At 74.2% G+C, this 18,659-nt stretch carries 18 protein-coding genes; 10 read left to right on the forward strand and 8 right to left on the reverse strand.

The window, feature by feature from the left end; translation table 11 throughout:
• Positions 1–40 precede the first annotated feature (40 nt).
• On the forward strand, positions 41–787 hold the full coding sequence (locus ACFVVA_RS10890; RefSeq protein WP_387688010.1) for an ABC transporter ATP-binding protein: 747 nt from the start codon (positions 41–43) through the stop codon (positions 785–787).
• Positions 781–3,300, forward strand: a complete 2,520-nt coding sequence (locus tag ACFVVA_RS10895; RefSeq protein WP_387688012.1) for an FtsX-like permease family protein — start codon at positions 781–783, stop codon at positions 3,298–3,300. The genes ACFVVA_RS10890 and ACFVVA_RS10895 overlap by 7 nt, the downstream gene beginning before the upstream one ends.
• A 21-nt stretch (positions 3,301–3,321) precedes the next feature.
• On the opposite strand, the gene ACFVVA_RS10900 is transcribed toward ACFVVA_RS10895, so the two are convergent.
• A complete protein-coding gene (locus ACFVVA_RS10900; RefSeq protein WP_387688014.1) occupies positions 3,322–3,663 on the reverse strand; it encodes a hypothetical protein in 342 nt (113 codons plus the stop codon).
• A 384-nt stretch (positions 3,664–4,047) separates the two neighbouring features.
• On the opposite strand from ACFVVA_RS10900, the gene ACFVVA_RS10905 reads away from it, so the two are divergent.
• On the forward strand, positions 4,048–4,971 hold the full coding sequence (locus ACFVVA_RS10905; protein WP_387688016.1) for a LysR family transcriptional regulator: 924 nt from the start codon (positions 4,048–4,050) through the stop codon (positions 4,969–4,971).
• Positions 4,972–4,989: 18 nt separating this feature from the next.
• On the opposite strand, the gene ACFVVA_RS10910 is transcribed toward ACFVVA_RS10905, so the two are convergent.
• The 3 genes from ACFVVA_RS10910 to ACFVVA_RS10920 all read right to left on the reverse strand — a co-directional run bounded on the left by ACFVVA_RS10910 (position 4,990) and on the right by ACFVVA_RS10920 (position 7,069).
• Positions 4,990–5,373, reverse strand: a complete 384-nt coding sequence (locus tag ACFVVA_RS10910; RefSeq protein ID WP_387688018.1) for a hypothetical protein — start codon at positions 5,371–5,373, stop codon at positions 4,990–4,992.
• A gap of 88 nt (positions 5,374–5,461) precedes the next feature.
• Positions 5,462–6,232 carry a GNAT family N-acetyltransferase gene (locus ACFVVA_RS10915; RefSeq protein ID WP_387688020.1) on the reverse strand — a complete coding sequence of 257 codons (771 nt, stop codon included), beginning with the start codon at positions 6,230–6,232 and terminating at the stop codon, positions 5,462–5,464.
• Positions 6,233–6,286: 54 nt separating this feature from the next.
• Positions 6,287–7,069, reverse strand: coding sequence for a crotonase/enoyl-CoA hydratase family protein (locus ACFVVA_RS10920; protein ID WP_387688022.1), 783 nt, complete (start codon positions 7,067–7,069; stop codon positions 6,287–6,289).
• A gap of 156 nt (positions 7,070–7,225) precedes the next feature.
• Here ACFVVA_RS10920 and ACFVVA_RS10925 point away from each other — a divergent pair, with 156 nt between their 5' ends.
• Positions 7,226–8,560: a PLP-dependent aminotransferase family protein gene (locus tag ACFVVA_RS10925; RefSeq protein ID WP_387688024.1), complete on the forward strand. Its 1,335-nt coding sequence runs from the start codon at positions 7,226–7,228 to the stop codon at positions 8,558–8,560.
• Between the two features lie 88 nt (positions 8,561–8,648).
• Here the strand turns inward: ACFVVA_RS10925 and ACFVVA_RS10930 are convergent, their stop codons facing one another.
• On the reverse strand, positions 8,649–9,626 hold the full coding sequence (locus tag ACFVVA_RS10930; RefSeq protein WP_387688026.1) for a helix-turn-helix transcriptional regulator: 978 nt from the start codon (positions 9,624–9,626) through the stop codon (positions 8,649–8,651).
• A 99-nt stretch (positions 9,627–9,725) separates the two neighbouring features.
• Here ACFVVA_RS10930 and ACFVVA_RS10935 point away from each other — a divergent pair, with 99 nt between their 5' ends.
• Positions 9,726–10,262 carry a DinB family protein gene (locus tag ACFVVA_RS10935; protein ID WP_387688028.1) on the forward strand — a complete coding sequence of 179 codons (537 nt, stop codon included), beginning with the start codon at positions 9,726–9,728 and terminating at the stop codon, positions 10,260–10,262.
• A gap of 68 nt (positions 10,263–10,330) precedes the next feature.
• On the opposite strand, the gene ACFVVA_RS10940 is transcribed toward ACFVVA_RS10935, so the two are convergent.
• Positions 10,331–10,546, reverse strand: a complete 216-nt coding sequence (locus ACFVVA_RS10940; protein ID WP_359898470.1) for a heavy-metal-associated domain-containing protein — start codon at positions 10,544–10,546, stop codon at positions 10,331–10,333.
• 350 nt (positions 10,547–10,896) lie between these two features.
• Here ACFVVA_RS10940 and ACFVVA_RS10945 point away from each other — a divergent pair, with 350 nt between their 5' ends.
• The 3 genes from ACFVVA_RS10945 to ACFVVA_RS10955 all read left to right on the forward strand — a co-directional run bounded on the left by ACFVVA_RS10945 (position 10,897) and on the right by ACFVVA_RS10955 (position 12,841).
• Complete coding sequence (locus ACFVVA_RS10945; RefSeq protein ID WP_387688030.1) at positions 10,897–11,034, forward strand: hypothetical protein; 138 nt, start codon at positions 10,897–10,899, stop codon at positions 11,032–11,034.
• On the forward strand, positions 11,031–11,729 hold the full coding sequence (locus tag ACFVVA_RS10950; protein WP_387688032.1) for a DUF3152 domain-containing protein: 699 nt from the start codon (positions 11,031–11,033) through the stop codon (positions 11,727–11,729). The genes ACFVVA_RS10945 and ACFVVA_RS10950 overlap by 4 nt, the downstream gene beginning before the upstream one ends.
• Positions 11,730–11,929: 200 nt before the next feature.
• Entirely contained in the window at positions 11,930–12,841 is a 912-nt protein-coding gene (locus ACFVVA_RS10955) for a glutaminase (protein ID WP_387688297.1), read from the forward strand.
• 119 nt (positions 12,842–12,960) lie between these two features.
• Here ACFVVA_RS10955 and glmS read toward each other — a convergent pair whose 3' ends face one another.
• Together glmS and ACFVVA_RS10965 are read right to left on the reverse strand one after the other, a co-directional pair.
• Complete coding sequence (gene glmS, locus ACFVVA_RS10960) at positions 12,961–14,787, reverse strand: glutamine--fructose-6-phosphate transaminase (isomerizing) (protein WP_387688034.1); 1,827 nt, start codon at positions 14,785–14,787, stop codon at positions 12,961–12,963.
• 45 nt (positions 14,788–14,832) lie between these two features.
• Positions 14,833–15,108 carry a hypothetical protein gene (locus ACFVVA_RS10965; RefSeq protein WP_359898466.1) on the reverse strand — a complete coding sequence of 92 codons (276 nt, stop codon included), beginning with the start codon at positions 15,106–15,108 and terminating at the stop codon, positions 14,833–14,835.
• A 216-nt stretch (positions 15,109–15,324) separates the two neighbouring features.
• On the opposite strand from ACFVVA_RS10965, the gene asnB reads away from it, so the two are divergent.
• Together asnB and ACFVVA_RS10975 are read left to right on the forward strand one after the other, a co-directional pair.
• Positions 15,325–17,175, forward strand: coding sequence for an asparagine synthase (glutamine-hydrolyzing) (asnB, locus tag ACFVVA_RS10970; protein WP_387688037.1), 1,851 nt, complete (start codon positions 15,325–15,327; stop codon positions 17,173–17,175).
• 330 nt (positions 17,176–17,505) lie between these two features.
• On the forward strand, positions 17,506–18,624 hold the full coding sequence (locus ACFVVA_RS10975) for a hypothetical protein (RefSeq protein WP_387688039.1): 1,119 nt from the start codon (positions 17,506–17,508) through the stop codon (positions 18,622–18,624).
• The last annotated feature ends 35 nt before the right edge of the window (positions 18,625–18,659 follow it).

Consider the following 18,659-nt stretch of genomic DNA (forward strand, 5'->3'; position numbering starts at 1 on the left):
GCCCCTGCGCTCCCCCACCGTTGACGGGTTGCCTGGGACCATGACGAACTCGACCGACACGGTCCTCCTGCGGGCCGTGACCAAGCAGTACGGCACCGGCGACCGCGCCGTCACCGCACTGGACGACGTGACCGTCGCCTTCCCGCGCGGCAGCTTCACCGCGGTGATGGGCCCCTCCGGCTCCGGAAAGTCGACGCTGCTGCACTGCGCGGCCGGCCTGGACCAGGTCTCCGACGGCACCGTGGTGATCGACGGCACCGAACTCGGCGGCCTGGACGAGACCCGGCTGACCCTGCTGCGGCGCGAGCGCCTCGGCTTCGTCTTCCAGTCCTTCAACCTGGTCTCCGCGCTGACCGCCGAACAGAACGTGGCCCTGCCGCTGCGGCTGGCCGGACGCCGCCCGGACCGGGCCGAACTCGCCACGGCACTCGCCGAGGTGGGGCTCGGCCACCGCGGTGGGCACCGGCCGAGCGAGCTGTCCGGCGGCGAGCAGCAGCGCGTCGCGATCGCCCGGGCGCTGATCACCCGGCCCGCCGTGCTGTTCGCCGACGAGCCGACCGGCGCCCTGGACACCCGTACCTCGCGTGAGGTCCTCACCCTGCTGCGCGGCATCGTCGACCGCCACCGGCAGACCGTGATCATGGTGACCCACGACCCGACCGCCGCCGGCTACGCCGACCGCGTCCTGCTGCTCGCCGACGGACGGATCGTGGAAGAGCTGCACGGCCGCAGCGGGGCCGCGGTCATCGCCGGCCGGATGGCCGCCCTGGAGGCCCCGGCATGCTGAGCCTCGCCACCGTCCGTGCCCGCTGGACATCCCTCCTCGGCACCTTCGTCGCGCTCGGCCTGGGCGTGACGGTCCTGGCCATGACCGCCCTGGTGCTCACCTCGGCCGAACCGGAGGTGCCCCGACGCTACGCGGGCACCCGGGTCGTGGTGCAGAGCCCCGCCGTCGACCAGTCCGACGGCACCTTCACCCCGAGCCGGCCCTGGTCGCAGGAACGCACACGGGAGCTGCTGCGGGCCCTGGCCGCCGTTCCGGGCGTGGACCGGGTCGTGCCGGACCGCGCCTTCTACGCCCAGCCGGTGATCGACGGAAGGCCGGTGGGCGCCCCGGGCCCGGAACCGCGCGGCCGCAACTGGTCCGGCACCGCGTTCGGGCCCGAGCGGCTCGTCGCGGGCGGCCCGCCGGCCGACGAGCACCAGGTGGTGCTGGACGCCTCGCTGGGCCTGGCGCCCGGCTCGCCGGTCACCCTGCTCACCGCCGCCGGGCCGGCCCGCTACACCGTGTCCGGCCTCGTCTCCGGCACCGTCTCCGGCACCGCGTCAGGAACGGTCCCCGGGACCGCCCCCGGGGCCCTGGACGCAGCCGCCCCCGGGACCGTCGACCCGCCGTCCCTCTACCTGTCCGACCGCGCCGCCGAGGCGCTCGCCCCCGGGGTCCGGGTAATCGGCCTGGTCACCGCGCCGGGCGCCGACGTCCCGGCGGTCGCCGCGGCCGCGGCCTCCGCCGTGGGCGGCGACGGGACGGTGCTGCACGGCGCCGCGCTCACCGCACTGGAGGACAGGAGCGCCGAGAAGACCCGCTGGATCGGCCTGCAGATCCTGACCGCGACGGCCGGGCTGACCGCCTTCGTCTCCGTCTTCGTGGTCGCCTCCACCTTCGCCTTCGCGATCGTCCAGCGGCGGCGCGAGTTCGGCCTGCTGCGCACCATCGGCGCCACCCCCCGTCAGATCGCGCGCACGGTGTACGCCGAGTCGCTCGGGGTGGGCGTCGCGGCTGGTGGCGCGGGCATACTGCTCGGCGCGGTGCTGGCGCCCGCGCTGGGCGCGCTGATGGTCGAGGGCGGCCTGGAGCCGGCGGGATTCACCGTACGGTTCCGGGCGCTGCCGCTGCTCGGCTCCTTCGCGCTGGGCCTGGTGGTCGCGCTGCTCGGGGTCTGGTCGGCCTCCCGCCGGGCGGCCCGGACGGCCCCGCTGGAGGCGCTGCGCGAGGCCGCCGTCGAACACCGGCCGATGACCCGCGGCCGGTGGATCGCCGGCGGGATCTCCACCGCCCTCGGCCTCGGGCTGGTGGTGGTCGCGGCCGGCAGCGAGTCCGACAGCATGATCAACAACGCCCTGTACGCGGCCATGGCGCTGATCGTCGGCCTCATGCTGTTCGCACCCGCCGTCCTCCCGCCGATCGTCCGCGCGGTCTGCCGGCCGCTGGCCGGGCTGCGCGGCGCGACCGCCGCGGTGGCCCGGGAGAGTGCGGTGACCGCCGTCCGGCGCACCGCCTCGACGGCCGCTCCGGTGCTGGTGACGGTGGGTTTCGCGGTGCTGATCGCCGGACTGTTCCAGCTGCGGGCCGGCGGCTACGCGCTGGAGGAGACCGTCCGGCAGCACGCCACCTCGGTGGTCACCCCGCAGGGCACACCCGGGCTCTCAGACGCCGCCGTGGCCGCCGTACCGGGCGGCGCCTCGCTGCTGCCCACCCGGCTCTACGCCGGCGGCACCGACCACGTCGGCGCGGTGGGGATGAGCGAGGCCGCGTTCCGCGGGGCCCGCGCCCGGATGACCGTCACCTCCGGCTCCCTGGACGGCCTGACCGGCGAGAACACCATGGTGGTCAAGGCCGGCACGGCCGCCTGGCTGGGCTGGACCACCGGCCACCGCGTCCCGGTCACCTTCGAGGACGGCAGTACCGTGGACGTCACGGTCGTCGCCGAGATCACCGACGGCTCCGCCACCGCGAGCGTGCTGCTGACCACCCGCACCGTCCGGGCGCACGACCCCTCGGCGCTCACCTCGGTCGTCCACACCGCCGGCGCCACCTCGTCGGCCGTCCTCGCCCCGCTCGGCGCCCGGGCGCTGAGCAGCGCCGAGTACGCCTCCCGCACCACCTCCGAGGACGACGCCCTGGTCCGGATCTTCCTGGTCGTCCTGATCGGCACGTCGCTCGGCTGCAGCTGCCTGGCCGTCGCCAACACCCTGCTGATGGCCACCGCCCAGCGGGCCGGGGACTTCACGGTGCTGCGGCTGTCCGGCGCGACCCGCCGTCAGGTGCTGCGGATCGTGGCCGTCGAGTCGACCCTGGTGGTCGGGATCGGTGCCGCGCTCGGCCTGCTGATCGCGGTGGTCACCCTGGCGGGCGTCCGCTCCGGCCTCTCCGCCCGGCTCGGCACCCGGGTCGACCTCGCCCTGCCCTGGTCGACCATGGCCCTCACCACCGGCCTCTGCCTGCTCCTGGCCCTGCTCGCCGGCGTGCTGCCGGCCCGGGCGGCACTGCGCCGGCCCGGTGCCCGACCGGCCGACTGACCGACCCACCACGCGGATCGGCTACTCCCAGTCGTCCGTTCCGCCCAGCAGTTCGACCAGCAGCAGGCCCGGGTCGTCCTGCTCGGCGTCCCACCGGTCGTAGGTCGGATCCAGCAGGATCATCACCGGGACCAGCCACGACAGCCGGTAGCGGAACACGACCGGCGGCCGGTCCGGTCGGCGGACGGTGAGGCGACAGCGCAGGAGACCGGAGTGCCGGATCTCGGTCCGGTCGTCCACCACCGTGGACCAGTCGTCGATGTGCAGGATCCGCTCACCGTCCACCTCCCGCACCACGGCGAGCAGCCGACCGAGCTGTCCCACCCAGAGGACCTCGGAACCCGCCCAGCTCACACGTGCCACCTCACCGCTCCTTCCGCCCGGCCCGGGCCTCTCGCTCCGCCGGTGCCGTGCCTTGATGCCTTCGAGGGTGACGGACATCGGCCTGCCCGCCCGACGTCACCGCTCCCGCCCGACGTCACCGCTCCCGCACGTCGACATGCGCATCGTGAACATGCGCATCGACGTGAACGGCGACCTGGACATCGATGTGCGCACCGGCGCGCACATCGCCTTGTACGGATGCGGGTCGACACCCGCCCGTGCCCCCGCCAGGGCGTCCGGAACGCCGGCGAGGACAGCGGGCGGGTTGCCGCCCTGGGCCCTGGATCGATGATCGATCCCGCGGAACATCCAAGTCAATCCGCCGATTTACTGGGGCACCCCCAAGCGATACCTTGGGTCTCCGTGACCATCGACGACCTCCGCGTCTTCGCCGCGGTCTGCCGGGCCGGCTCGCTCAGCGCCGTCGCCCGCGACCTGAACCGCACCCAGTCCGCCGTCAGCCAGCACGTGAAGCGGCTCGAACGGGAGGTCGGCCTCGCCCTGATCGAGCGCCACCCGCGCGGGGTCGTCCCCACCCGGGCGGGGAGCCTGCTGCGCGCGGCGGTCGCCACCGGGCTCGGCAACATCGACCACGCGCTGCACCGGATCGCCGAACTCGCGCGCGGCGAGGGCGGATCCGTACGGATCACCACCGGGGCCACCAGCATCCGGCACTTCATGTCCGTGGCCGTGGTGGACTTCCGGCGGCGCTTTCCCCAGGTCAGCCTGGAGTTCCAGACGGAGGTCTCCAGTCGCAGCTGCCTGGAGTCGCTCAACGCCGGCCGGGTCGACCTCGCCTGGATCACCCTCGGCGTCCCGGCCCGGGGCATCGACCAGCGGCCGGTGGTCGACCTGCCTTGGGTGCTCGCGGTCGCGGCGGGCGACCCGCTCGCCGGCCGGGCCCGGATCTCGCCCGCCGACCTCCAGGACGCCCGGCTGATCGGGCTGCCGCAGAACTCCGTCTCCCGCTCCCAGGTCGAGGCCTGGCTCGGCAAGTCGGGCGTCCGGCCGGTCTTCGACACCAGCGTCGCGGACTGGGACACCGCGATCCTGCTCGCCGAACTCGGCCTCGGCCACGCCGTCGTCCCCGCGCTCCCGCAGTGGCAGGGTCCCGGCCACCCCGGCCTGCGGCTGCTCCCGCTGCCCGACCTGCCCGCCCTCACCGCCGGCTGGGCCGTCCGGGACTGGGAGAACCTCGGCCCGCTCGCCCGCGCCTTCGCGGACACCGTCGCCGCCCACTGCGGTCGCGAAACCACCCCGCCGGCCGTCGGAGCGGGGAGGGACTGACCCGGCGACCGGCCGCCGCTACCCCTCATCCTGCCGGGCTGTCAGGTCCCCTGCCGACAGGACGCCTCCGACCGGCATCCACACCCTGTCCCGGGAGGTCGCCGTCCGCCGCGGGGCGAAGTCTTCCGGCAGGACGTCCAGCAGGCTGCGCACGCGGTCCCCGCCCCGCACGGCGAGCGCCGCCTCGCAGCGCAACTGCCTCGGCAGCTCCGGGCGGTGGGTCAGCTCGTGCCACAGCGCCGGCCGCAGCCAGTGCTGTCCCTGCGGATCGGCATGGGCCCGCACCCACGCCCGGCCCAAGCGCTGGGAGAGGCCGAGCCCTTCCGCCCGTTCCTGCAGCCACAGGAGCGTGGGTGTGTCGATCACCTTGACCTCGCCGGGGAGGTCCTCGTACCGGTCCATGGCTCCATGATGGCCGGTGCAGCCGTACGGCACCCTGCCGGTGCCGTACGAAACTCCGTGGCCGCAGAAGCTCCCTGGCTGTAGCGGCTCAGCGGCCGTAGAAGGAGTGGCCGCGCCCGATCTCCGCGAAGCCGCGGCGGCCGTACCACCCGCGCGGCCAGTCCACCGCGTCCGCGAGCAGGAACAGCCGGGGGATGCCGGCTTCGGCCGCCAGCGCCAGGCCGGTCGCCAGCAGGGTGCCGCCGTGCCCCGCGCCGCGGTGCCGCGAGCCGGTCACCAGGTCCTCCAACTGGGCGAGCCCGGCGGACGGTTCGAGGTAGAGGTCGCTCCAGGCCGCGACCTCGCCGGTCGGTGTCCGCACGGCCAGGAAGTGCACCCGCGCGGCGCCGCGCAGCCGGGCGGCGCGGCGGTCGGTGAGCTGCCGGGCGAGCTCCTCGTCCTCGGTCCAGTCCCGCTGCTGACGCAGCACCGCCTCCCGTACCTCCTCCAACTCCACGGGGTGCGCGGCCGGTTCGGGACGCGGGCAGCCGTCCGTCGAGCGGGTCAGGATCACCTCGCCCTGCCGCTCCCACCCCGCTGCCGCCAGCACCGGGGCGGCCTGCTCGCCCGAATCCTGGTCCAGCACGGTGACGCGGTACCGGTCGCGCGGCCCCAGCCACCGGGCGGCCAGCCCGGGCAGCGCCGCCGGGTCGGTTCCCGGCCCCTCGACGATCAGTTGGTTGTGCTCCTCGGAGCGGTCGTACTCGGTGTTCCGGACGGCGAACACCCCGGGAAACTCCGGCAGTTCGAGGACCTCCTGCGCCTGGCGGCGGGCGAAGGCGGCACGGAGGGCGGTCACGCGGGCGAGGAGATCCGACATTCCGTCATGATCGGCCCTCGACCGCCACCGGACAACGGATTTCCCGTACCCGGCTCAGGAGGCCGCGCCGGAGGACGAGCGGTCCAGGAAGCGCCGGATGCCGTCGCGGACGCCGTCGGTCGGCACGGTCGCCGCGAAGGCCGCCGCCTCCACCGCGAGCCCCTCGTCGATCGGCAGGTTGATGCCCCGGGTCACGGCCCGCAGGCAGGCGGCCACGGCGGTCGGCGCGTGCCGGACGATCCGCTCGGCCAGATGCCGTGCCGTGTCCAGCAGTTCGTCGGCCGGGACGACCGAGTTGACCAGGCCGATCTCGGCGGCGCGGGCGGCCGGGATCGGGTCGCCGGTGAGGATCAGCTCCAGGCCGCGCTTGCGGCCGACGTGCCGCGGCAGCCGCTGCGATCCGCCGAAGGGCGGCGGGAAGCCGAGCGAGATCTCGGGCTTGGCGAAGCTCGCGTGCTCGGCCGCGACGGCCAGCGGGGCCGCCTCGGTGATCTCGCAACCACCGCCGTAGGCCAGGCCGTTGACGGCCGCGATGACCGGCTTGGGAAACTCCTCGATCCGCCGGGTGAGGGTGTGCCCGCGCCGGACGAACTCGCGCAGCGCCCGCTCGGGCCCGCCCGCGACGCTGGCCGCCAGGGACGGGATGTCGGCCCCCGCGCTGAACGCCCGCTCGCCGGCGCCGGTGAGGATCACGGCGCGGACGGTGTCGTCGGCGTCGATCCGGTCGAGTTCGGCGAGCAGCGCGTCGATCGTCGGGTAGTCGAGGGCGTTGAGCTTCTTCTCCCGGTCGATGGTGAGGGTGACGACGTGCCGGTCCCGCTCGCTGCGGATGGTCATGGGCGCGTGCTCCGTTCCTGGCCTCGCTGCTGGATGTGACGAGGCTAGGAACACCCGGCCAGGACAATCCACTTATTGTCCTGGATACACTCGGGCGCACGCCCGTGCGCACCCGTGCACGCCCGTGCCTCCACTCCCGGGAACGGCAGGTGACCCGTGCGACCGCCCTCCTACAAGGCCATCGTCGACGAGTACGCGACCGCCATCCGCTCCGGCGCGCTCCCGGCCGGCGCACGGCTGCCGACCCACCGCACCCTCGCCCGCGAACGGCGGATCGCCCTCGCCACCGCCACCCGGGTCTACGCCGAACTGGCCGCCGCCGGACTGGTGGTGGGCGAGCAGGGCCGCGGCACCTTCGTCCGGCTGCGCGCCGGCTACGACGGCCTCGAACCCTCCCGCGCCCTGCCGGTGCCCCGGGTGGCCGACCTCTCCTTCAACCAGCCGCTCTCCCCCGGGCAGGGCGACCTGCTGCGGCGGGCCCTGCGCGCGCTCGCCTCCTCCGGCGACGCCGAAGCCCTGCTGCGCCAGCACCCGCCGGGCGGCCACCGGCACGACCGGGCCGCGGTGGCCACCCACCTGCTGGACCGCGGGATCGACACCGCGCCCGGGAACGTCCTGCTCACCAGCGGGGCGCAGCAGGCCCTGGACTGCGTCCTGCGGACGCTCACCCGCCCCGGCGACGTCCTCGCCGTGGACGCCCTCGGCTACCCGGGCATCAAGCTGCTCGCCACCGCCCACGGGCTGGACCTGGCGCCCGTCCCGGTCACCGCCGCGGGCCCGGACCTCGACGCGCTCGACCGGCTCTGCCGCGCCCGGCCGGTGCGGGCGGTGTACACCCAGCCGACCGTCCACAATCCGCTCGGCTGGGTGCTCGGCCCGGAACAGCGCGAGCGCCTCGTCCGGCTCGCCGCCGACCACGGCTTCACCCTGATCGAGGACGGCACCTACGCCTTCCTGGAGGCCGCGCCGCCGCCACCCCTGCACGCCCTCGCCCCCGAGCGCACCTGCTACCTGGCCGGCCTCTCCAAGAGCGTGGCACCGGGTCTGCGGTTCGGCTTCGCCGTCCTGCCCGGCCACCTGCTCCGGGCCGCCACCACCGCCCTGCGCACCACGGCCTGGGGTGCCCCCGGCCTGATCACCGCCCTCGCCACCGGCTGGCTCACCGACGGTACGGTCGCCCGCCTGGAGCGGGAACGCCGCGCGGACGCCGCCGCCCGTCAGGCCGTCGCCCGCACCGCCCTGGCCGGCCTGACCACCACCGCCCACCCCACCTCCTACATCCTCTGGCTCACCCTCGAACCCCATCAGCGCCCCGACCACGCGGCCGCCGCCCTGGCCGCCGAGGGCATCCTGGTCTCCACCGCCGACGCCTTCGCCACCACCCCCCACCACCCCAACGCCCTGCGCCTGGCCCTCGCCACGCCCCCGCTCCCCACCCTCCCCGCCGCCCTCACCCGCCTCCGCACCACCCTCGACGCCATCGCCCCCTGACCGACGCCCCCGCCCATCCACCACGCCGCACCACGAGCCGACGAGCCCGACGAGCCCGACGAGCCCGACGTCCCGCTCCCGCTTCTCCCTACTCCGCGCCCGCGCCCGCGCCCGCGCTGCGGGCGAAGCGGGCGCTCCACTCGGCGAGCAGGCTCCGCAGCGCGTCCGGGGCGAGCACCTGGAACTCGGCGCCGAGCGAGCCCAGGGCCATGGCGGGCCAGTCGAGCGAGTCGGCGGTCATCCGCAGCCGGCAGCGGTCCGGGGTGACGGGCTCCACGGTGGCCCAGCGGCCGACCCTGGCCCGGACGTGCTCCGCCGGCGACTCGATCAGGGCCTCCACCAGGTGCGGCCGGGGTATGCCGTTGAGGCCCGCGCGGACGAACTCGGCCGCGTCGGCGGCCGGGAGGGTGCGCGGGGCGAAGCGGGCACCGCTGCCGGAGGGGGCGGTGAGCCGGTCGAGGCGGAAGGTGCGCCAGTCGGCCCGGTCGAGGTCGTACGCGACCAGGTACCAGCGGCGGTTCAGGCAGACCAGCCGGTGCGGTTCGACGTGCCGTTCCGTGCCGCGCCCGTCGCCGGCCGTGTACGAGAACCGCACCCGCTCGTCGTCCCGGCAGGCGAGCGCCACCACCGTCAGGATGTCCGGGTCGACGCCCGCGCCCGTCGGCGTCCCCCAGTCCACCGGGACGGTCACCGCGCGCAGCGCCTCCACCCGCCGTCGCAGCCGGGCGGGCATCACCTGGACGACCTTCGCCAGCACCCGCACCGAGGCCTCGGCGACCCCCTCCACCGGGCTCTCGGCCGCCGCCTGCAGCCCGACCGCGAGGGCCACCGCCTCCTCGTCGTCGATCACCAGCGGCGGCAGCGCCGCGCCCGCTGCCAGCTGGTAGCCGCCGTCGACGCCGCGCTGCGCCTCGACGGGGTAGCCGAGTTCGCGCAGCCGGTCGATGTCCCGGCGCAGGGTGCGGACGGAGACGCCGAGCCGGTCGGCCAGTTCGTCGCCCGGCCAGTACCGGTGGGTCTGGAGCAGGGAGAGCAGTCGAAGCGTCCGGGTGCTGGTGTTCGCCATGCGTCGATTCTCCCCGGGATTCAGGACAGGAAGTGGCCGCAATGGTCCGTAGCGTTGTTCTTGTCCGAGGGAGCAGGACCCGAACGAAAGGCCTTGACGATGACCACGACCTCCGCAGCCCAGAACCTGACCGGCGAGCGCGCCGACCTCCTGGCGGCCCTGGAGAAGCAGCGGCACTTCCTGCGCTTCACCACCCGCGACCTCACCGACGAGCAGGCCGGCCTGCGCACCTGTGCGAGCGAGCTCTGTCTGGGCGGCCTGATCAAGCACGTGACCAACGTCGAGCGGCTCTGGGCGGAGTTCATCGTGCAGGGCCCGTCCGCGATGCCCGACTTCACCAGCTGGACGGAGGAGGACTTCGCCCGCCGCGCGGACGAGTTCCGGATGCTGCCCGGCGAGACGCTGGCCGGCGTCCTCGCGGACTACGCCGAGGTGGCCGGCCGCACCGACGAGCTGGTGGCGGTCCTCCCCGACCTGGACGCCACCCAGCCGCTGCCGAAGGCCCCCTGGTTCGAGGGGGGCGCCCGGTGGTCGGCCCGCCGGGTGCTGCTGCACGTCGCCAACGAGACCGCCCAGCACGCCGGTCACGCCGACATCATCCGGGAGTCGCTGGACGGCGCGAAGAGCATGGGCTGAGCCCGGCCCGCGGCACGGCGGCGGGGCCCCTCGGCGACAGCCGAACCCGACGGGCCCCGCCGCCGTCCTCAGGCCCGCCCGACGAAGGTGAACCCGGCCCCGTCGACCACGCCGCGGACCAGCGCCTCGTCCAGCGGCTGCGCGGAGGCCACGGTGACCCGGCCGCTCGGCGCGTCGGCACTGACGTCGGTGACGCCGGGCAGGACGGCGAGCCCGGCGCTGACCGTCTTCTCGCAGTGGCCGCAGCTCATGCCGTCGACGGCGAATACGGCGGTGGTGGACATGACGGCGCCTCCGATGGCGTTCCGGACGGGACGGGCTCGACCCGGGCGGGTCGAACCCGACGCGTCGACTCCGACGAACCGACCCGGACGGGTCGACCCGCCCGCCCTACGACACCCGATTCCGACGGCGCCGCCCAGGGACACGCCGCGCGGGTGACACCATCGAGCGGTTCCGGGAACCGCCCGGGCCTGCCGTCCGACAGGGCCCGGCCGTGGCGTGCGCCACGTCCTGAACCTCCGCCGCGCCCCGTCCCGTTCCTCCAGGTACCACCCTTTCGCACGACCGGGCGACGGCCCGGCCGACGATCGGCCGCCGCGGCCCGCCGATCCCGTCCTGGAGCGCCTCCGCCATGTCCACCCTGGCCCCGATCCACGACCGACCGGACACCACCGCCCTCCCGATGACCCACGACGCCCCGCGCGGCTGGTCCGCCCGCCTCGCCGAGGCCTGTCGCGCGCACCCGGACGCGGCGGGAGCGGGCCGTTGAGGGCGCTCGCGCGGCTCCGCCGCTGCGAGCCCCGGCACGGCGCGCTCGCCCTCGCGCTGGCCGCGGCGCTGACCGCCGGGCTGCTCTGGTGGCAGCCGTGGAGCGGCGGGGACGGGGACCGGCTGGCGTTCACGACCGCGTCCGGCGGCTCGGCCCGCTTCGGCACCGGTGAGCGCCTCTACCGCTACAAGGTGCGGGTGGAGGACGGGATCGCGGAGAGCCCGGAGCAGTTCGCGGCCGAGGTGGACGCCGTCCTGGGCGACGTCCGGCGCGGTTGGGCGGCCGGCGGCACGGTCTCGTTCCAGCGGGTGCCCGCGGACCCGGTGGACTTCACCGTCTACCTGGCCACCCCGAGGTCCACCGACCGGATCTGCGGCCAGTACGGGCTGGACACCGGCGGCTGGGTGAACTGCGGCGTCACCCACCAGGTGGTCGTCAACCTCAAGCGCTGGACCGAGCTGTCCGAGTTCTACCAGGGCCGGCCCGAGCTGTACCACGCGCTCGCCGTCAACCACGAGGTCGGCCACATCCTCGGCAACGGCCACGTCGACTGCCCCGGCCCGGGCGCCCCGGCGCCGGTGATGATGCAGCAGATCAAGGGGCTGCACGGCTGCGTCCCCAACGGCCGGCCGTACTCGGACTCCGGCACCCTGCTCACCGGCCCGCCCGTCCAGGCGCCCACCGACGCGCCGTGACCCGCCCGCGCCCGACCCCCGTACCGGGTCCGGGTCCGGAACACGGATAATCCTGGTCGGACCGGACGCCCCCGCACCGCGCGACCGGTCCCGCCCGTGTCCGCAGCCGGTCCCGCCGGTGTCCGCTGCCGGTCCCGGTGCTGTCCGCGGTCGGTGCCGGTGGAGGAGAAGCGTTGAACGGTGTGCCCGGCGGGGAGATCCTGGACTGGCCGGTGCTGCTGGAGGCCGCCGAGGCGGCCGCCCGGGCGACCGCGGGCCGGGGCCGGGTGGCGGACTACATCCCGGCCCTCGCCACCGCCGACCCGGAGGCCTTCGGCATGGCCGTCGCCACCGTCGACGGGGAGCTGCACGGCGTCGGGGAGTGGGAGCGGCCGTTCTCCGTCCAGAGCGTCTCGAAGCTGTTCTCGCTCGCCCTCGCGGTGGCGTACGGCGGCGACGCGCTCTGGCAGGGCGTCGGCCGCGAGCCGTCCGGCAACCCGTTCAACTCCCTGGTGCAGCTGGAGACCGAGCACGGCATCCCGCGCAACCCGTTCATCAACGCGGGCGCCCTGGTGGTCACCGACCGCCTCCAGACCATGACCGGCGACGCCTCGGGCGCGGTACGGGAGTTCCTGCGCCGCGAGTCCGGCAACCCGCTGCTCGACACCGACCCGGTGGTCGCCGCCTCGGAGGCCCAACACGGCCACCGCAACGCCGCGCTGGCCCACTTCATCGCCAGCCACGGCAATCTGCAGAACCCGGTCGAGACCGTGCTGGAGCACTACTACGCCCACTGCGCCGTGGCCACCAGCTGCCGCGACCTGGTGCTGGCCGGTTCCTTCCTCGCCCGCTACGGCGTGCGCGCCGACGGCACCCGGCTGATGTCCCGCAGCGAGACCAAGCGGATCAACGCCGTCCTGCTCACCTGCGGCACCTACGACGCGGCCGGCGAGTTCGCCTTCCGCGTGGGCCTGCCGGGCAAGAGCGGCGTCGGCGGCGGCATCCTCGCCATACTCCCCGGCCGCGCCGCCGTCTGCGCCTGGGGCCCGCGCCTGGACCAGGCCGGCAACTCCGTCGCCGCGGTCGCTGCCCTGGACACCCTGACCACCCTCTCCGGGTGCTCGGTGTTCTGAAAGCACGCAATCCGAGAGCACGCAAGGAGAGGACGCGGGCCCCGGCCGTCCGCACAGCGACCGGGACCCGCGGGTCCGGTGCGAGCGCCCCGCTCCCGGGGCGCTCGCCGCGAGGGGCCCTACTCCACTGTCACGCTCTTCGCCAGGTTGCGCGGCTTGTCCACGTCGCGGCCGAGGGCGACGGCGGCGTGGTAGGCCAGCAGCTGGAGCGGGATGTTGAGCAGCAGCGGGTCCAGTTCGGGCTCGCTCTTGGGCACCAGGATGCAGTGGTCCGCGAGCTTCTCCTCCGGCCGCCGGTGGGCGACGGCGATGATCCGCCCGGAGCGGGCCTTGATCTCGCCGAGCGTGGTCAGGTTCTTGTCCAGCAGCTCGTCGTCCGGAACCAGTGCCACGGTGGGCAGTTCGGGGCTGATCAGCGCCAGCGGGCCGTGCTTGAGCTCGCTCGCCGGGTAGGCCTCGGCGTGGACGTAGGAGATCTCCTTGAGCTTCTGCGCGCCCTCGCGGGCCACCGGGAAGCCGCGCACCCGGCCGATGAACATCATGCCGGTGGAGTCGGCGTACTCGGCGGCGAGCCCGGCGATGGCCTCGCTCTGCTCCAGCACCTCGCGGATCTGGTCCGGCAGCGCCTGGAGCGCCGAAACGATCCGGCGCCCGTCGGCGGGCGACAGGTCGTGGATGCGCCCGAAGTGCAGGGCGAGCAGCGCGAAGGCGACCACGGTGGAGGTGAACGCCTTGGTGGAGGCGACCGAGACCTCCGGACCGGCGTGCAGGTAGATACCGCCGTCACACTCTCGGGCGATAGCACTGCCCACGGTGTTGACGACGCCGAGCACCCGCCCGCCCTTGCGCTTGACCTCCTGGACGGCGGCCAGCGTGTCGTAGGTCTCGCCGGACTGGCTGACCGCCACGTACAGGGTGTCCGCCTCGATCACCGGGTTCCGGTAGCGGAACTCCGAGGCCGGCTCGCTGTGCGCGGGGATCCGGGCCAGCTCCTCGATCAGCTGCGCGCCCATCTCGCCCGCGTAGTAGGCCGATCCGCAGCCGAGGATCTTCACCCGGCGGATCTCGCGCAGCTCCCGGGCGTCCAGGTTGAGGCCACCGAGGTGCGCGGTGGCGAAGCGCTCGTCGAGCCGGCCGCTCAGGGTGCGCTCGACCGAGCCGGGCTGCTCGTGGATCTCCTTGAGCAGGAAGTGCTCGAAGCCGCCGGTGTCGTAGGAGTCGACCTCCCAGTCCACGGTGGACGGCTGGCGGTGCGTGGTGCGGGCGTCCGCGGTGAAGGTGCGGAAGCCGTCGGCCCGGACGGTGGCCAGCTCGCCGTCCTCCAGGTGGACGACCTGGCGGGTGTAGCGGACCAGCGCGGAGACGTCCGAGGCCGCGAACATCTCCTTCTCGCCGATGCCCAGCACGATCGGGCTGCCGTTGCGGGCGACCACGATCCGGTCCGGCCGCTCGCCGTCGAGCACCGCGATGCCGTAGGTGCCGACCACCCGGGCGAGCGCGGCCCGTACCGCGTCCTCCAGCTCGACGCCCTCGGCGACGTTCGCGGCGATCAGGTGGGCGAGCACCTCGGTGTCGGTCTCGGAGCGGAACACCGCGCCGTCGGCGGTGAGCTTGGCGCGCAGCTCGTCGGCGTTCTCGATGATGCCGTTGTGGACGACGGCGATCCGCTCGGCGTTGTCCAGGTGCGGGTGCGCGTTGGCGTCACTGGGGACGCCGTGGGTGGCCCAGCGGGTGTGGCCGATGCCGGTGGTGCCCTTGAACCGGGCCGGCACGGCGGCGGCCAGGTCGGCGACCCGCCCCTTCACCTTGCGGAGCTTGATCCCGCCGCTGCGCCCGGTGACGGCGACGCCGGCCGAGTCGTAGCCGCGGTACTCCAGCCGCGCCAACCCCTCCAGCAGGAAGGGGGTCGCATCCTTGGGGCCGATGTAGGCCACGATTCCGCACATGCGTGGTCTCCTCTTCGAGGTCTTCAGAAGGTCGGGAACGACGGCTCAGCCGTAGACGATCCGCCGCAGCTGGCGGGCCGAGAGCTCCGGCGCCGAGACCCGGCGCTGCGGCAGCTCCTCGGCGAGCCGGGCGAAGATCCGCTCATTGGTCAGTCCGCGTGCCTGGAGCTCGGTGTGGCGGCGGCGCACGTAGTCCTCGGTGCTCTCGGAGAAGTACGCCAGCACCTCCGCCACGACCCGCGCCGCCTCCCGGGGCCCGAGCGGGCTGGTCCGGGTGAGGTGGGCGAGGAGGTCTTCGTGGGGGTGGGGTGAGCTCGGCACGAGTGAGGAGCCTAGGTCGGCGGGCCCGCCGAAGCCAAAGTTTCTGCCCGAAATCGGGCAGACATTACGACTTTCAGACTGGCTTCACTCCTCCTTCACATTCGACCACCGAACGACCACCCGATCACCCCCGTTCCCGAAAGCCCCTTGAAGCGGCACCAACTCCGCACGTAGCGTGACCCCCTGAACACGAAGCGGAAGACCGGAGGCTTGCTGATGTGCGGGATCACCGGATGGGTCGCGTTCGAGCGCGACCTCACCGCCGAACGGGGTGTCCTCGACGCGATGACGGCCACCCAGGTCCGCCGCGGCCCGGACGCCGGCGGCGTCCACCTGGAGCCGCACGCCGCGCTCGGCCACCGCCGGCTCGCGGTGATCGACATCGAGGGCGGCGTCCAGCCGATGACGGCCGAGCACGACGGCCGGACGCTCGCCGTGCTCACCTACAGCGGCGAGGTCTACAACCACCGCGAACTGCGCGCCGAACTGGAGGCGGCCGGGCACCGCTTCCGCACCCGCAGCGACACCGAGGTCGTGCTGCGCGCCTACCTGGAGTGGGGCGAGCACCTGGCCGAGCGGCTCAACGGCATGTTCGCCTTCGCGGTCTGGGACGTCCGGCGCGAGGAGCTGCTGCTGGTCCGCGACCGGATGGGCGTCAAACCCCTGTACTACCACCGCACCCCGGACGGCGTGATCTTCGGATCCGAGGTCAAGGCCCTGCTCGCCCACCCCGCCGTCCGCCCGGTGGTGGACCTGGACGGGCTGCGCGAACTGCTCGGCTACACCCGCACCCCCGGCCTCACCCCGTACCGGGACATCCACGAGGTCCGGCCCGGGCACGTCGTCCGGGTGCGCCGCGAGGGCCTGTCGGTCCGCCGCTACTGGGCGCTGGAGGCACGCGAGCACCGTGACAGCCTGGAGGCCACCGTCGCCACCGTCCGGGCCCTGCTGGACGACATCGTGCACCGCCAGCTGGAGGCGGACGTCCCGCTCTGCTCACTGCTCTCCGGCGGCCTGGACTCCAGTGCCGTCACCGCCCTCGCCGCCCGGACACTGGGCGCCGCCGGGGCCGGCCCGGTGCGCTCCTTCTCCGTCGGCTTCGCCGGGCAGAGCGAGACCTTCCACGCCAACGACGTCCGGCAGACCCAGGACGGCCCGTTCGCCCGGCTGCTCGCCGCGCACGTCGGCGCCGACCACAGCGTCGTCGAGCTGAACGCCGCCGACCTGACCGACCCGTCCCGGCGCTCCGTCGTGCTGCGCGCCCGTGACCTGCCCAACGGCGTCGGCGACATGGACACCTCGCTGCTGCTGCTCTTCCGGGGCGTGCGCCGCCACTCCACGGTCGCACTGTCCGGCGAGTCCGCGGACGAGCTCTTCGGCGGCTACCGCTGGTTCCACGACCCGAAGACCGTCGCCGTCGAGGACTTCCCCTGGGCCCTCGGCCTCACCGGCATCGCCGGCGGCGGGGCCACCCCGCGCGAACACCTCCTGGACGCCGAGCTGCTCCGCAAGCTCGACCTGGACGGCTACCGCAGGGCCCGCTACCGCGACGCGATCGCCGAGGTCCCGCACCTGCCGGCGGCGGATCCGGTGGAACGCCGGATGCGCGAGATCTCGTACCTCAACCTGACCCGCTTCGTCTGCATCCTGCTCGACCGCAAGGACCGGATGAGCATGGCCAACGGGCTGGAGGTGCGGGTGCCGTTCTGCGACCACCGGCTGGTCCAGTACGTCTTCAACGCCCCGTGGGCGATGAAGTCCTTCGACGGCCGGGAGAAGAGCCTGCTGCGCGCCGCCGTCCGGGACGTGCTGCCGGCCGCGGTCGCCGAGCGGCCGAAGAGCCCGTACCCGGTCACCACCGACCCCCACTACCCGGCGAAACTGCGCGCCGAACTCGCCCGGCTCGCCGCCGAGCGCACCTCCCCGGCCCTGGACCTGCTCGACCGGCGGCGCCTCGCCGACGCGCTCGCCCCGGACACCGACCCGCAGTCCGTCCGGCTGGCCGTCGACCTCGCACTGGACTTCGACGCCTGGCTGACGGACTACCAGGTGACGCTGGAGCTGTGAACGGTCGCGGCCCGGCGCCCCGACCACCGGGGCCGTGAGCGCCGGAGCCCCGGAACGGCGGCGCGAGGAGGACGCCGGAGCCCCCGAACGGCGGCGCGCGGGGCACCGGGGCGCGGGTACCACCACTCGGACGGCGCAGTGGCCCGCGCCCGCGCCCCCATACTCCGTCCGGGTGATTGTGAGGGGGAGCATCCCGCCGGTCCCGGCGGTCCGACCGTGCGATAGCGTCGCCGACACCTCCCGAATGGCGGGCGAATTCGCGGATTAACCGCTCATCTGCCGTCAGGATGGGAGCGAAACGTTCACCTCGATCCGCCGGGGGATCCCGTCATGCAGCCGCGAGTCTTCGCGATTCTCACCGCCCTGCTCCTGGGCGTCCTGGGCCTGGGATCGGTGGCCGTCACCGACTGGTCGCCCGCGGCGTCCGGCGCGGCCCCCGCCGCCGTCGCCCCCGGGGCCCCCGCCACCGGCGCCCGGCCGGCCGCGGCCGGGCCCGCGAGCGCCACCCCGACCGGCGACCCCGCGGTGTGGACCCGCTCCACGCTGCGCAACAAGCTGATGGCCGAGATGGACGCCAGCGACCCCGGCGTCGCCCTGGCCGACCTCGACAGGATCACCAAGGAGAAGCCGTACACCGTGCGCTTCTGCCACCCGATCGCGCACGAGCTCGGCCACGCGGCGGTCAAGCGCTTCAACGCCGACTTCCAGAAGGTCATCTCCTACCCGCACGAAACCTGCGCGGCCGGCTACCTGCACGGCGCGGTCGAGGAGATGCTCAACGCCTCCGCCCAGCCCGAGACCGACCTGCTCAAGCTCTGCGCGCCCAAGAACAGCGGCCCCTGCATCCACGGCGTCGGCCACGGCACCATGTTCGTGGTCAAGCAGGACGTCGCCAAGGCCCGCGACCTGTGCAACAAGTTCCCCTCCGACCAGAACCGGATCCGCTGCTCCGAGGGCCTGTTCATGCAGCTCTTCGGCCCGGACGAGGAGGACGAGCTGGCCAAGGCCAACCTGCCCGCCGACAAGCTCGCCCAGGACCCGCTCTACCCGTGCAAGGACCAGCCGTCGCTGTTCCAGTCCGCCTGCTTCTTCTACGCCCCGACCTTCTTCCTGTCCTCGCACGACTATCCGAACCACCCCGAGGTCTACGCCGAGGCCCTCAAGTGGTGCCTCAACGGCAAGGCGAGCGGCGGGGCGGTGGACTGCAGCCGCGGTGTCGGCTCGCGCACCATGAAGTACAACCTGGACCGCGAGGACTGGGCGGCCGAGCAGTGCGCCACCGCCGCCGACGGCTGGCAGCGCAAGGCCTGCGCCGAGGGCCTGGTCAGCTACTACACGGTCAACTACACCGACGGGGGCGCGGCCGGACGGCTCTGCGCCAAGATCACCAACAAGGAGATGCAGGGGTACTGCCGTTCGGCGAGCGGCCTGTCCGGCTCGCTGGACTGACGCCCCGGTCTCCCGACCGACACCCCGGTCCCGGC

It is taken from the genome of Kitasatospora sp. NPDC058048 (genome assembly GCF_042885555.1).
Taxonomy (GTDB): domain Bacteria; phylum Actinomycetota; class Actinomycetes; order Streptomycetales; family Streptomycetaceae; genus Kitasatospora; species Kitasatospora lactacystinica.

Excerpts from the sequence above, each read along its gene's own strand:
- ACFVVA_RS10975 (WP_387688039.1), top strand. The coding sequence starts at position 17,506 with ATGCAGCCGCGAGTCTTCGCGATTCTCACCGCCCTGCTCCTGGGCGTC.
- ACFVVA_RS10890 (WP_387688010.1), top strand. The coding sequence starts at position 41 with ATGACGAACTCGACCGACACGGTCCTCCTGCGGGCCGTGACCAAGCAG.
- ACFVVA_RS10930 (WP_387688026.1), bottom strand. The coding sequence starts at position 9,626 with ATGGCGAACACCAGCACCCGGACGCTTCGACTGCTCTCCCTGCTCCAG.
- ACFVVA_RS10910 (WP_387688018.1), bottom strand. The coding sequence starts at position 5,373 with ATGGACCGGTACGAGGACCTCCCCGGCGAGGTCAAGGTGATCGACACA.
- asnB (WP_387688037.1), top strand. The coding sequence starts at position 15,325 with ATGTGCGGGATCACCGGATGGGTCGCGTTCGAGCGCGACCTCACCGCC.
- ACFVVA_RS10915 (WP_387688020.1), bottom strand. The coding sequence starts at position 6,232 with ATGTCGGATCTCCTCGCCCGCGTGACCGCCCTCCGTGCCGCCTTCGCC.
- ACFVVA_RS10895 (WP_387688012.1), top strand. The coding sequence starts at position 781 with ATGCTGAGCCTCGCCACCGTCCGTGCCCGCTGGACATCCCTCCTCGGC.
- glmS (WP_387688034.1), bottom strand. The coding sequence starts at position 14,787 with ATGTGCGGAATCGTGGCCTACATCGGCCCCAAGGATGCGACCCCCTTC.
- ACFVVA_RS10920 (WP_387688022.1), bottom strand. The coding sequence starts at position 7,069 with ATGACCATCCGCAGCGAGCGGGACCGGCACGTCGTCACCCTCACCATC.
- ACFVVA_RS10945 (WP_387688030.1), top strand. The coding sequence starts at position 10,897 with ATGTCCACCCTGGCCCCGATCCACGACCGACCGGACACCACCGCCCTC.
- ACFVVA_RS10935 (WP_387688028.1), top strand. The coding sequence starts at position 9,726 with ATGACCACGACCTCCGCAGCCCAGAACCTGACCGGCGAGCGCGCCGAC.
- ACFVVA_RS10940 (WP_359898470.1), bottom strand. The coding sequence starts at position 10,546 with ATGTCCACCACCGCCGTATTCGCCGTCGACGGCATGAGCTGCGGCCAC.